At 70.1% G+C, this 13,004-nt stretch carries 12 protein-coding genes; 9 read left to right on the top strand and 3 right to left on the bottom strand.

Going from position 1 to position 13,004, the window contains the following annotated elements:
* Positions 1 to 40: 40 nt before the first annotated feature.
* The gene (locus C6Y14_RS01435) at positions 41 to 244 is read left to right on the top strand and encodes an MbtH family protein (RefSeq protein WP_107014571.1); all 204 of its coding nucleotides are present in this window, start codon (positions 41 to 43) and stop codon (positions 242 to 244) included.
* Positions 245 to 332: 88 nt separating this feature from the next.
* Positions 333 to 842, top strand: a complete 510-nt coding sequence (locus tag C6Y14_RS01430) for a GNAT family N-acetyltransferase (RefSeq protein ID WP_107014570.1) — start codon at positions 333 to 335, stop codon at positions 840 to 842.
* Between the two features lie 45 nt (positions 843 to 887).
* Here the strand turns inward: C6Y14_RS01430 and C6Y14_RS01425 are convergent, their stop codons facing one another.
* The 3 genes from C6Y14_RS01425 to C6Y14_RS43865 all read right to left on the bottom strand — a co-directional run bounded on the left by C6Y14_RS01425 (position 888) and on the right by C6Y14_RS43865 (position 4,581).
* Positions 888 to 3,200 carry an FdhF/YdeP family oxidoreductase gene (locus C6Y14_RS01425; RefSeq protein WP_107015123.1) on the bottom strand — a complete coding sequence of 771 codons (2,313 nt, stop codon included), beginning with the start codon at positions 3,198 to 3,200 and terminating at the stop codon, positions 888 to 890.
* Between the two features lie 39 nt (positions 3,201 to 3,239).
* Complete coding sequence (locus C6Y14_RS01420; RefSeq protein WP_107014569.1) at positions 3,240 to 3,842, bottom strand: SRPBCC family protein; 603 nt, start codon at positions 3,840 to 3,842, stop codon at positions 3,240 to 3,242.
* A 316-nt stretch (positions 3,843 to 4,158) separates the two neighbouring features.
* Positions 4,159 to 4,581, bottom strand: coding sequence for a hypothetical protein (locus C6Y14_RS43865; protein ID WP_159074140.1), 423 nt, complete (start codon positions 4,579 to 4,581; stop codon positions 4,159 to 4,161).
* Positions 4,582 to 4,711: 130 nt separating this feature from the next.
* Between C6Y14_RS43865 and C6Y14_RS01415 the strand changes: the two genes are divergently transcribed.
* From C6Y14_RS01415 to C6Y14_RS01385, 7 genes are all read left to right on the top strand, one after another.
* Positions 4,712 to 5,746 carry a ParB/RepB/Spo0J family partition protein gene (locus C6Y14_RS01415; protein WP_107014568.1) on the top strand — a complete coding sequence of 345 codons (1,035 nt, stop codon included), beginning with the start codon at positions 4,712 to 4,714 and terminating at the stop codon, positions 5,744 to 5,746.
* A 111-nt stretch (positions 5,747 to 5,857) separates the two neighbouring features.
* Complete coding sequence (locus C6Y14_RS01410) at positions 5,858 to 7,921, top strand: anthranilate synthase family protein (protein ID WP_107014567.1); 2,064 nt, start codon at positions 5,858 to 5,860, stop codon at positions 7,919 to 7,921.
* A complete protein-coding gene (locus C6Y14_RS01405) occupies positions 7,918 to 9,120 on the top strand; it encodes a 3-deoxy-7-phosphoheptulonate synthase (protein ID WP_107014566.1) in 1,203 nt (400 codons plus the stop codon). Before C6Y14_RS01410 ends, C6Y14_RS01405 begins: the two co-directional genes overlap by 4 nt.
* Positions 9,121 to 9,254: 134 nt before the next feature.
* Positions 9,255 to 10,043 (top strand): 2,3-dihydro-2,3-dihydroxybenzoate dehydrogenase, encoded by a 789-nt coding sequence (locus C6Y14_RS01400; protein ID WP_107014565.1) that lies wholly within the window; start codon positions 9,255 to 9,257, stop codon positions 10,041 to 10,043.
* A 9-nt stretch (positions 10,044 to 10,052) separates the two neighbouring features.
* Positions 10,053 to 10,766, top strand: coding sequence for an isochorismatase family protein (locus C6Y14_RS01395; protein WP_107014564.1), 714 nt, complete (start codon positions 10,053 to 10,055; stop codon positions 10,764 to 10,766).
* A 7-nt stretch (positions 10,767 to 10,773) separates the two neighbouring features.
* Positions 10,774 to 11,304 carry an SRPBCC family protein gene (locus tag C6Y14_RS01390; protein ID WP_107014563.1) on the top strand — a complete coding sequence of 177 codons (531 nt, stop codon included), beginning with the start codon at positions 10,774 to 10,776 and terminating at the stop codon, positions 11,302 to 11,304.
* A gap of 102 nt (positions 11,305 to 11,406) precedes the next feature.
* Positions 11,407 to 12,990: a class I adenylate-forming enzyme family protein gene (locus tag C6Y14_RS01385; RefSeq protein ID WP_199854587.1), complete on the top strand. Its 1,584-nt coding sequence runs from the start codon at positions 11,407 to 11,409 to the stop codon at positions 12,988 to 12,990.
* The last annotated feature ends 14 nt before the right edge of the window (positions 12,991 to 13,004 follow it).

The following is a 13,004-nucleotide window of genomic DNA, read 5'->3' as shown; positions in this document are numbered from 1 at the left end:
CGACCCGACACCGCCCCCACCCACGACAGGAGAGAACGACATGGACGAGAACACCCGCTACCAGGTGCTGCGCAACAACGAGGACCAGTACTCCCTCTGGCCGGTCGACGTCGAGGTGCCCGCGGGCTGGCAGCCCGTCGGCAAGGAGGGCACCGAGGAGGAGTGCTCCGCGTACGTCGACGAGGTGTGGACCGACATGCGCCCGCGCAGCCTGCGTGAGCGGATGGAGAACACGGAGGTCTGATCGCCCGTGGCCGCGGAGGGACGGGGAACGAGGACGGAGAGTTCTGTCCCCGTCCTCGTCCCTCCGCACTCACCCCAGGAGTCCACCGATGACACCCGACCTGAGAACCGAACGGCTGGAGTTCACGCCCTACCGGCCCGAGGACGAGAAGCACTTCGTCGCCCTGCTGCGCAACGAGGAGGTGTGCCACTGGATGGGCCAGGACATGGTCCCGGAGGACGACCTGCGCGCGGCGTTCCGCGCCATCCTCACCGACGTCTACCCGACGGAGCGGTTCGACGTGTGGGGGGTGTGGCGGCAGGGGACGTACATCGGCCACGCGGAGGTGAAGAGGACCGGCAACGTCGACGGCCATGAACTCATCGTCGCCCTCGCCCCCGACCACTGGGGGCAGGGCATCGGCACCGAAGCCGTGCACGGTCTGCTCCGCCACGCCGGTGACAACCTCGGGCTGACGGAGGCGTACGGCATGGTGGGCGCCGGAAACACGGCGAGTCTCGCCCTGTGCCGCCGCCTGGGCTTCCGCCACGTACGCGATGTGGTCGGCGAGGACGGCACGGTGAACCGCATGGTCGTCATCTCCGTGCCCGGTACCTGACGTTCGCCGCCCGGTACCTGACGTTCGCCCACCGATGGCCGGGATTCACCCCGTTGACACGCTCGCCGGCGACGCGACAGGCTCCAGGCGGACCACGATCGCCTTCGACGTCGGCTGGTTGCTCTTGTCGGCCACGCTGTCCAGCGGCACCAGGACGTTGGTCTCGGGGTAGTAGGCGGCCGCGCAGCCCCGCGTGGTGGGGTAGGGGACCACGCGGAAGTCCTCGGCGCGCCGGTCGGGGTCGTCGCGCCACACGCTGACCAGGTCGACGTGCTGCCCGGCGGAGAGACCCAGCGCGGCCACGTCCTCCGGATTGACGAGCACCACCCGGCGGCTCCCGTGGATGCCCCGGTAGCGGTCGTTGGACGTGTACGGGACGGTGTTCCACTGGTCGTGGGAGCGCAGGGTCTGCAGCAGCAGGTGCCCCTCGGGGGCCTGCAGCATCGCGAAGTCGTTGGCGGTGAACAGCGCCTTGCCGACATCGTTGTGGTAGACGCCCTCGTTGACCGCGTTGGGCAGCTGGATGCCACCGGGCCGTGTCACGCGCCGGTTGAAGTCGTGCAGCCCCGGGACGATGTGCGAGATGTGGTCGCGGATCGCGCCGTAGTCGGCCTCGAACTCCTCCCAGGGGATGTCGGCGGTGCCGTCGAGGGTGCGGCGGGCGAGCCGGCACAGGATGGAGATCTCGCTGAGCAGCAGGGGCGAGGCGGGCTTCAGACGGCCCTGGGTGGTGTGCACCTCGCTCATCGAGTTCTCGACGGTGACGAACTGCTCCCCGTCGGCCTGGATGTCGACCTCCGTGCGGCCGAGGGTCGGCAGGATGAGCGCGGTCTCGCCGCACACGGTGTGGGACCGGTTGAGCTTGGTGGAGATGTGGGCCGTCAGACGACAGGTGCGCATGGCCTCTTCGGTGACCTCGCTGTCCGGAGCGGCCCGTACGAAGTTGCCGGCCAGGGCGATGAAGAACTTGATACGGCCTTCGCGCATCGCCCTGATCGTGTTCACGGAGTCCAGCCCGTGGGCGCGCGGCGGGTCGAAGCCGAACTCCTCCTGGAGCGAGTCGAGGAAATCGTCCGGCATCTGCTCCCAGATGCCCATCGTGCGGTCGCCCTGCACGTTGCTGTGCCCGCGCACGGGACAGGCGCCGGTGCCGGCCCTGCCGACGTTCCCGCGCAGCAGCAGGAAGTTGACGATCTCCCGGATGGTGGGGACGGCGTGCTTGTGCTGGGTGATGCCCATCGCCCAGCACACGATGACGCGCTGACTGCCCATCACCTCGTCCCGGACCTGCTCGATCTCCTCGCGGCCCAGACCGGTCGCGGCGAGGATGTCGTTCCACTCGATGGTGCGTGCGTGCGCGGCGAACTCCTCGAAGCCCTTGGTGTCGCTCTCGATGAAGTCGCGGGCGAGCACCTCGCCCGGCCGGGAGTCCTCGGCCTCCAGCAGCAACCGGTTGATCCCCTGGAACAGGGCCAGGTCACCACCGTTGCGGATGTGCAGGAACCGGTCGGCGATCTGGGTGCCCTTGCCGATCACCCCGCTGGGCTTCTGCGGGTTCTTGAACCGCAACAGCCCGGCTTCCGGCAGGGGATTGACCGCGATGATGCGGGCGCCGTTGCGCTTCGCCTCCTCCAGCGCGGACAGCTGGCGCGGATGATTGGTCCCGGGGTTCTGCCCCACCACGAAGATCAGGTCGGCGTGGTGCAGGTCGTCGAGGCTGACCGTCCCCTTGCCCGTACCCAGCGTCTCGTGCAGCGCGAAGCCGCTGGACTCGTGGCACATGTTGCTGCAGTCGGGCAGGTTGTTGGTGCCCAGCGCCCTGGCGAACAGCTGCAGCACGAACGCGGCCTCGTTGCTGGCCCTGCCGGAGGTGTAGAAGACCGCCTCGTCGGGGGAGTCGAGCGACGTCAGCTCCGAGGCGAGCAGGTCGAAGGCGTCGTGCCAGCTGATCGGCTCGTACGAGTCGGATCCCGGCCGCTTGACCATCGGCTCGGTGAGCCGCCCTTGCTGGTTGAGCCATTTGTCGGAGCGCCGGCCCAGTTCGGAGACCGTGTGCTCGCGGAAGAAGTCGGCACCGATGCGCCGCGAGGTCGCCTCGTCGTTGATGTGCTTGGCGCCGTTCTCGCAGTACTCGTTGCGATGCCGGTCGCCCGGGGAGGGATCCGCCCACGCGCACCCGGGGCAGTCGATGCCGCCCACCTGGTTCATGGTCAGCAGCGTCTCCCCGGTGCGCCGCACGGAGGTCTCCTCCAGGGAGTACTCCAACGCGTGCGCCACCGCGGGGACGCCCGCGGCCCACTTCTTCGGCGGGGTCACGGTCAGAGCCTCGTTCGGCTCCTCGCCGGGGGCCTTCTTCATCGGCATTGCCTTTCACTCACGCTGTCGTCGCTCTCGGCGTCAGCCGACGGGCCAGTGGGGCACACGGCTCCGCTGCGGCTTGGGGTCCTCGGGCCGTACGCGTCCGCCGCGGATGGTGCCCCGCCAGGCGCCGCTCTCCGCGCCGAGCCCCTCGATGTACGCCTTGAAGTGCCGCAGCTCCCGCTGGACGACACGGCCGACCAGCTCGGGGAGACCGCCGAGCAGGGCGGTGGCGCCGGGGGAGTCGACCTCGATCCGGACGGTGACGGTCGTACGGTCCTTCGCGCCGCCCGTGGTGCCGTCCGCCACGCCGCCTGCAGTGCCGGCCGCCGTGCCGCCCGTAGTGCCGGCCGCCGTGTCGCCCGTCGCGGTGGGCCGGAACAGCACCTCTCCCTGGTGCACGAAGTGCCGTTCGAGGCTCTGCCACGTCAGATGGGAGTCGGGTTCCTGCTCGACGATCTCGGCCTGGAACTCGCGGTGCACGGGTCCGACCCCGAGCGTCCAGGACAGCAGCGCCGGCCGGACCTGCTCGACCTTCTTCACCACGGTCATGAACCGGGGAAAGCTCTTGAACTGCGTCCACTGGTTGTACGCGGCACTCACCGGGACCGCGACCTCGATCGTTTCCTCAACGCTGAACATGCTCCACCCATCGTCAGGCGCCGCTCGCCCCAGTCTCACCGCAGGTCCAGCGGGTCGCCACACGTCGCCCCCGCTGCCGGGCGGCCGGGTACCCGTCATCCAGGGCACCTAACGCACGCCGGTCACCTTGACGCGCGCCGGTGACGCGCGCCGGTCACGCATGCCGGGCGGCCCGCCGCGGACGACGGGCGGCGCCATGGAGTCGTGAATGCGGAAGTTAATATTCCGTTACTGCGTGGAGCGCGTTCGCGTTTCGAGGCGGATAAACTGTTCCTGATGCCCAGCTGTACGTGGCGCAAACGGGGTTCGAGGGAATTCAGGGGTTATATTTTCGCGGCTCGGCCTCGCCGTCCCCGCGATGCCCCTGAAGTGCACCGTTGCCTCTGACGCCTGTTCCGGTGGCGTGCGTGAAGATCACCGGCCACTGCCGGTGTTCCGGGTCTTTGGCAGGCGCGTGGCCTGTTAACGGCACATCACGTTTTGGTTGCCGGTGCTGCGGGGCGGCTGATACGGTCGCTTTGTCTTGGAACTGCTGTTGACTAAAAGGTGGAATGGCAACTCTTTCACCGTCCTTGATCGCGCCCGAGATGATCTCTGCTGAATCTCCGGCGTGCTCTTCGGGCGACTGCGTGGTGTTGCGACAGGTCGGTGCCCCGAGCGGTGTCGGTGGGGTCGGCGTTCCACTGGACAGACGGGACAACTGGCCAAAATGCACGGGGGTGTGCCTTGAGTCGATCATCCTGTTACTTTCGCGCTCATGCGGTAGGAGATTCTTTCGGCCGCGTGCCTCCAGGGGCGGACGCCCTCCGATGTCTTTTGCCATCGTTGTCGTCCTGTAAAGCTCCAGCTCGCCCCAGGGGGATAAACTCATGAACGGTCAGCGATTAGCTGACGCCTCTGCACTCATTTCGCACCCGTCCACCGAATTGGTGTCATTGAGCGAACTGACACGTTTCGATTCCCCCCGGCTTTCGGGTGCGGACGACGACCATGTGCGCCTCCTCGCCGAATCGGACACCGAACTGCCGCCCATTCTGGTGAACCGCCGGACGATGAGCGTCGTCGACGGAATGCATCGCGTGCGCGCGGCGGAACTGCGCGGTCAGGAGAAGATCGAGGCGGTCTTCTGCGAGTGCGACGACGAAGAGGCATTCGTCCTCGCGGTGCAGGCGAACATCTCCCACGGACTTCCCCTGCCGCGCTCCGACAGAAACGCCGCGGCCGAACGTATCGTCAGCTCCCACCCCGAGTGGAGCGATCGGGCGATCGCCTCGGTCACCGGCCTCTCCCACAAGACCGTCGGTGCGATCAGGCGCCGTGCGAGTGGGGAAATTCCCCAGTCGCACACCCGGCTGGGGCGTGACGGCCGAAAGCGGCCGGTCGACGCCGCCGAAGGTCGCGAACAGGCGGGCAGAATCCTCTCCGAGCGTCCCGGTGTCTCGCTGCGCGAGGTCGCCAGGGAGGCCGGGGTCTGTACCGCCACCGTGCGAGACGTCCGGGACCGCCTGCGGCGCGGCGAGGCACCCGCCGGCCCCACGCGGCGCGGGCCGGGGACGGCACCTTCCGAAACAGCCCCCGAAGGAGCCCCCGAGGCGGCGCGGGCACTGCCGCGGCCGAAGGCGCTGGCCCGTATCGACGGTGGCGCCGACCACGACGTCGACCTCGCGGGACTGATCCACAACCTGCGCAAGGACCCCTCGCTGCGGTTCTCCGAATCGGGGCGCACCCTGCTCCGGCTCCTGGACGTCTGCACGGTCGGCCCGCAAGAGTGGACCCGGATCAGCGAAAACGTTCCGCCGCACCGCGCGGAGATCATCGTCTCGGCCGCCCGCGCGTGCAGCCGGGCCTGGCAGGACTTCGCTACGGAGCTGGAGCGACGCTCCGACCGACAGGCATCCGGCTGACGTTCCCCTCCTCGCTCCGTCTCCCGCCCTTCTCCCCCCTCTGTTCCGCCTCAACGGACCGACGCCCGTCGCCTCGTGCGGCCTGCTTCGCGGCGCCCAGGAAAGGCAGGCATGACGATCAGCACTGTCCGGGACCCCCGAGAGACGCGCGCTCGGGACCTCCTCAACTCCCTGCTGACGCCCGACCCTCCCCCGTTCGCGCTCCTGCGCAGAGCCGGTACGGACACCCCCGAGGTGGAGGTGCTGACGGGGGAGGTGCGAGAGGTGACGACGCTCGCCGACGTGCCGCTGCCCAGCTCCAGGACCGGGGCCGAGGCCGGGGATGGGGCCGAGGCCGGGGCCGGGGGACCGGCGGAGGTGCTGGCGGCCATCCCCTTCCGCCAGATCACCGAGCGCGGATACGCCTGCAACGACGACGGCGAACCCATCCTGACGCTGACCGTGCGGCAACGAGCCGCCCTCCCCGTCCAGGAGGCGCTTGAGCTGCTGCCCGACACCGAAGTGGCCCTGGCGGACGGCGGGTTCGACGTCAGGGACGACGAATACGAGAAGATCGTGCAGAAGGTCCTCGACGAGGAGATCCGGTCCGGCGAGGGATCGAACTTCGTCGTCAGACGGTCCTTCCGGGCGACCCTGCGCGACTACCGGCCCGAGGTCGCCCTGACCGTCTTCAGGCGGCTGCTGACCATGGAGTCGGGCGCCCACTGGACGTTCGTGGTGCACACCGGCGACCGCACCTTCGTCGGCGCCTCTCCGGAGCTGCACGTCCAAGTGGCCGAAGGGGTCGCGCGGATGAACCCGATCAGCGGCACCTACCGCTACCCGCCCTCGGGCGCGGACGTGGACGGCGTACTGGAGTTCCTGGACGACCGGAAGGAGACCGACGAGCTCTTCATGGTGGTCGACGAGGAGCTGAAGATGCTCGCCAGGGTCTGCGACGGCGGCGCCCGGGCCCACGGCCCCTACCTGCGGCAGATGGCCAGGCTGGCGCACACCGAGTACCTGCTGGAAGGCCCTACGTCCCTGGACGTGCGCGAGGTGCTGCGCGAGACGATGTTCGCGCCGACCATCATCGGCAGCCCTCTGGAGAACGCCTGCCGGGTGATCGCCCGCCATGAGGAGAGCGGCCGCGGCTACTACGGCGGCGCCCTCGCCCTGCTCGGCCGGGACACGGCCGGCCGCGCCACCCTGGACTCGGCGATCCTGATCCGTACGGCCGAGATCCGCCGGGAAGGTGCCGTACGGATCGACGTGGGCGCCACACTCGTACGCGACTCGCGGCCCACCGCCGAGGTCGCCGAGACCTGGGCCAAGGCCGACGCGCTGCTGGCCGCCACCGGTCTGAAGGGCCGCCCCCGGACGCCACCGGCACCCTCCGTACCGGGCGACGGCCCCGCACAGCCGGAACCGCAGCCCCGACGACCGTCGGGACGGCCGCCGGAACCGCTTGCGGCCCACCCCCGCGTGACGGACGCCCTGGACCGCCGCAACGTGGGGCTCTCGGCGTTCTGGCTCGGCAAGGAGGACGACCGGCCCGTACGCGCACTCTCACCCGACGCGGGACGCGTGCTGATCGTGGACGCCGAGGACAAGTTCACCGACATGCTCGGCCACCAGACCCGGGCCCTCGGACTGGACGCCACGGTCCGCCCGTGGTGGTCGGTGCGCCCGCCGGACCTGGACGCGTACGACTGCGTCCTGCTCGGCCCCGGTCCCGGCGATCCCCGGGCCGCCACCGACCCGAAGGTCCGCGGGATCACCGAGATGACCGGCCGTCTCCTCGCCCGAGGCATCCCGTTCGTCGGTGAATGCCTGAGCCACCAGGCGCTGTGCACGCTGCTCGGGCTGCCGCTCTTCCGCCGCGAGCGGCCCCACCAGGGCACCCAGCGCCGTATCGACTTCTTCGGACGCCCCGAGGCGGTCGGCTTCTACAACTCCTACGCGGCCCGCCACACCGAGGACGTCCTGCGCTCGCCACTCGCGCACGGAGACGTGCACCTGTGCCGGGACCCCGCCACCGGGGAGGTGCACGCCCTGCGGGGTGAGCGGTTCGCCGCCGTCCAGTTCCATCTGGAGTCGGTGCTGACCGAACACGGCACCGGCCTGCTGGCCGACCTCCTGGAACGGGTGCTGCGCCCTCCGGCGGACCTCGGCGAACGCGGCGTCCGCCGATGACCGGCGACGGAGCCCGGGGCACCCCCCGGCCGCCGTGGCCGGCGGGCGCCGAGGCGGCCCAGCAGCCGGACTGGGCGACGCACCCCGCCTACGAGCCCAGCTGCGCCGAACTGGCCTCCGCGCCCGCGCTGGTGACCCCCGAGGAACTGGCGCGACTGCGGCGGGCCCTCGCGGTGGTGGCCGGGGGCGGGGCGGTGATGCTGCAACTCGGCGACTGCGCGGAGAGTTTCGAGGAGACCGACGCCGACCAGGTCCGGGCCAAGACGGCGGTGCTGCACGCCCTCGCCGACGAGGTGGCCGACGGTACGGGCCTGCCGGTGCTACGGGTCGGCCGGATCGGCGGCCAGTTCGCCAAGCCCCGCACGCTGCCCCACGAAGAGGTCGGCGGAGTGCTGCTGCCGGCTTTCCGGGGCCACCTGGTGAACGGCGAGAGCCCCACCCCCGAGGCACGGGCGCACGACCCGCGCCGGATGGTCCGGGCCTACGAGGCGAGCGCCGGCGTACTGGGCGCCCTGGCCCGCGAGCGGGATCAACGGACCCGCCGCTCAACGGAGTTCGTGGACGGGCCGTGGGCCAGCCATGACGCGCTGGTCGTCGACTACGAGGCCCGGCTGGTCCGTACGGAGGGCGGGCGGCGGTTCCTCGGTTCCACGCATCTGCCCTGGCTCGGCGACCGCACGCGAGCTCCCGACTCGGCCCATGTGCGGCTGCTGGCATCCGTCGTGAACCCGGTGGCCCTCAAGCTGGGACCGTCCATCACGGCGGCCGAACTGGGCGAGGTGTGCGCCCAGTTGGACCCGTACGGAATTCCCGGCCGGCTCACGCTGATCGTGCGGATGGGCGCGGAGCGGGTGCCCGGGCTGCTGCCGCCGCTCGTGGCCGCCGTACGGGACGCGGGGCACCGGCCGGTCTGGCTGAGCGATCCGATGCACGGCAACACGGTGCGGGAGGCCGGCCGGAAGACCCGGCGCCTCACCGACATCGTGGACGAGGCGAGCCGCTGCAAACGCGTGCTGGAAGGGGCGGGGGAGCACCCCGGCGGACTGCATCTGGAAGTGGCCGCGTCGGATGTCACCGAATGCCTGGGCGGAAAGGTCGACGGGGTCGACCGGCTGGACGAGCGGTATACGACGCTGTGCGATCCGCGGCTGAATCCGGACCAGGCCGCCGAATTGATGCGCGCCTGGGTCCGGGCCTGAGGCATGTCCACACAAGGATCCCTGTCGGCACCTGGATTCGGGCGCAGGAATCCGTAGACTCGCGATATCCCGCCGTTGCCCTGTGTCCTGTGCCTTGTGCCGGCGGACGCCCTTCTTTTCTGGAAGGTGGGAATGTGACCGAGCACAGTGAAAACGTCTGCGGGGTCGCGCTCGTGACGGGAGCGGCGGGCGGAATCGGCACCGCCGTGGTGCGCGCTCTCGCGAGCCGCGGCGCCGTGGTGGCGGCCGTGGACAAGGACCCGGCGGGACTCGCCGACCTGGTGGAGAAGTCGGCGGCGGACGGGCTGAAGGCCGTCGCCTTTCCCACCGACATCACCGACAGCGGCCGGATCGAGGAAACGGTCGCGCGGATCGAGAACGAACTCGGGCCCGTGGACCTGCTGGTGAACGCCGCCGGGGTAATGCGCTCCGGATCCTTGGTGGACATGTCCGACGCGGACTGGCGGGCGATCTTCTCGACCAATCTCGACGGTCTCTTCCACTGTTCCCGGGCAGTCGCCGCACGGATGAGAGAACGTCGAGAGGGTGCGATCGTGACCATAGCCTCCAACGCGGGGCGAATACCGCGGCTGCAGATGGCCGCGTACGGTGCCTCGAAGGCAGCCGCGTCCCTCTTCACGAAATCACTCGGGCTGGAACTGGCGGAACACGGAATTCGCTGCAACGTGGTGTCACCCGGTTCCACCGACACCGAGATGCTGCGTTCGCTGTGGACGGCGGAATCGGGCCGTCAGGCGACGATCGACGGTTCGGCGGAGGCGTACAGGACCGGAATTCCGCTGCGCCGGATCGCCGAGCCCGGTGACATCGCGGACGCCGTCGTCTTCCTCGCCTCCGACCGGGCCCGGCACATCACCATGCAGGACCTGTGCGTCGACGGCGGCGCCGTCCTGGGGGTGTGAGCAGCGGCCATGAGCATCCCCGCCATCCCGCCCTATCCCATGCCCACCGCCGCCGAACTGCCGGCGAACCAGGTCGACTGGCGGCCGGACCCCGGCCGGGCCGTCCTCTTCCTGCACGACCTTCAGGCGTACTTCCTCGCTCCCTTCGATCCCGACCGCTCTCCGTACGGGGAGCTGCTGGCCCATATCGGTGCCCTGCGTGAGCGTGCCGTGGCCCTCGGGATGCCGGTGGTCTACTCGGCCCAGCCCGGCGACATGGACCGTGAACAGCGCGGCCTGCTGCACGACTTGTGGGGCCCTGGCATGTCCGCGAGGGAGCACGACACCGCGATCGTGGACGCCCTGAAGCCGGCCGACGGTGACCTGGTGCTCACCAAATGGCGCTACAGCGCGTTCGTCCGCTCCGAACTCCGTGACGTGCTGGAGAAGTCCGGACGGGACCAGCTGATCGTGTGCGGGGTGTACGCCCACATCGGCTGCCTGATCACCGCGGTCGACGCCTTCAGCTCCGACATCCAGCCGTTCCTGGTCGCGGACGCGGTCGCCGATTTCACCGCCGAACACCACCGCTCCGCACTCGACTACGCGGTCCGGTGCTGTGCGGCCGTGTATTCGACCGCGCAGCTGCTCTCTTTCCTGGACGCACCCACCGCTTCCGGCGTTCCAGCCGCACCGGCCGTTCCAGCAGTTCCAGCCGTTCCAGTTGTTCCGCAGGAGGGGTGACGCAGTCATGAGCTCCACCGAGACCTTTCGCGTCGACGCGACGACCGTCGTACAGGCCGATCCCGCGACGGTCTTCGCCTATGTCAGCGACCTGACCAGGAGCGGCGAGTGGAGTCCCGAGTGCCGAGGCGGTGAATGGACCTCGGGAGATCCGGCGGCGGTCGGTTCCGTCTTCACCGCCCGCAATCACCGCGAGCCGGAAGTGGTCGCCTGGGCACCGGTCGTACGCGGCGAATGGACCACCCATTGCGAGGTGGTGGAGGCCGTTCCGCCGGGGGTGTTCAGCTGGGCCATGAGGGACAGCGGCGGGCGCGCCCAGGAAAGCGTATGGTCGTTCACGGTCGCGCCGACGGCGGAGGGCAGTGCACTCACCCACGCCTTCTGGATGGGCGAACTGACCGAGGGCATGCGGGGAATTCTCGCCGGCATGAACGACGACGAGGTGAAGAAGTTCCTCGTCGACTGGGCGGACAAAATCCAGGGCGACATGCGCCAGACACTCGCGCGTATCAAGTCGCGCCTGGAATCCGCCTCCTGACGACAGAACAGCGAACGGCAGAACAGGGAACGGCAGGACAAGGAACGGCAGAACAGCGAATGGCTCGGCTGAACGCGGACGCCCGTGGAAGGTGGCACCACCGTGATTCTGCAACGCATCGGGAACAGGGGACTGTTCCTGGGTTCCTTCTTCGACGGCGCCGCCAAGAAGAGCCCCTATCAGCGCATCACCCTCGACCATGAACTCGACATCGCGCCGGAGCTGGGCAGCGACCTCACCGTCTACGCCTGTGCGAACCTCGTCGCCGAAATGGCGTCGGCCCTGCGCGACCAGAACGTGCGCCCGGGCGACAAGGTCGCCGTATACAAGCAGGACTCCTTCGACATCTTCCTGCTGATGTGCGCGGTGGCCCGTATCGGCGCCGTGCCCGTCGCCCTCTCCCCGAGCCTCGACGGCGAGACCGTGACGCGGCTCCTTGAGCGCTGCGCGTGGCCGCATCTGATCACCGACGAGAAGAAGCTGCGGGAGGAACTGCCCGCCGAGGTGGCCGGCCGCTGTGCCCGCGTCCTCCTGGTGACCGGCGAGGCCGAGGGCGCCACCGCGCTCCGGCGGAACCCCGGGACGCACCCGCGCCCCTTCGCCAGGCCCCGGGCGGACCGCCCCGCGCTGCTCACCCACACCTCCGGCACCACCGACGTGCCCAAACTCGTCGTCCACACGGCCCGTTCCCTGCGCGCCCGCTACCGCCCGCAGGCCCTCGGCGCCCGGTTGCTGATTCGCGGACGCGAAACCCTCGCCGTGCGGGTCTCGTTCGTCCACTCGCGTCTGGTCACCGCACTCGCCATCGCGCTGGACCGCGGCTTCCCGATCGTCATCACCAAGGACGCCACGCCCCAGCGGATCGCCGACATCTTCGCCGAGGTCAAACCCGGCGTCCTGGAGGCCCACCCCAACACGTTCGTCGAATGGGAGACGCTGGCCGACGACCCGCGCGGTCCCCTGTCCAACGTGCTGGCCCTCAGCTCCACGTTCGACGCCATCCACCCGCGGACCGTGCAGCGGATCCTCGGCGCCTCCCACCGCCGGCGCCCCTTCCACCTGCAGTTGTACGGGCAGAGCGAGATCGGGCCGACCGTCGGCCGGGCCACCTCACGGCGGCGCGCGATGTCCGCCGACGGTCGGTGCGTCGGCTTCCCGTTCCCCGGCATGACCGCCGTGCGGGTCGTCGACCGCGACGGCCGTACGCCCGGCCCCGGCACCCCCGGTTTCATCGAGGTGCGCTCGGACGGCCGGGCGCTCACCTACTTCGGCGAGGACGCGCGCTTCCGGCAGCAGCTCGACGACGGCTGGTGGCGCATGGGCGACGTCGGCCACCGCACCCGGTGGGGCTGTCTGCACGTCTCCGACCGCGAGGTCGACGTCATCCCCGGCTTCGGCAGCGCGCTGGAGGCCGAGGACACGCTCATGTCGCGGCTCGACATCCTGCTGGAGGTCGTGGTCGTGCCCGGCGAGGAGGGCGCGCCGACGCCGGTCGTCGTGACCCGGGACGACGCCCCGCTGGATCCCGGCCGATGGGCCGCGGCCACCGCGGGGCTCCCCGCCATGCGGCCGCCCGTCCAGTTGCGTCTCGCGGAACTGCCGCGCACCGCCACCGCCAAGGTGCGGCGGTTGGAACTGGCCCGCCGGCTGTGGGCCCCGGACCCCGGCGCCCAGCCGGCCACCTGAAGGGGGAGGGTCAC

Source organism: Streptomyces dioscori (assembly GCF_003024195.1).
Classification (GTDB): domain Bacteria; phylum Actinomycetota; class Actinomycetes; order Streptomycetales; family Streptomycetaceae; genus Streptomyces; species Streptomyces dioscori.
This window is presented reverse-complemented; position numbering and strand designations above follow the sequence as displayed.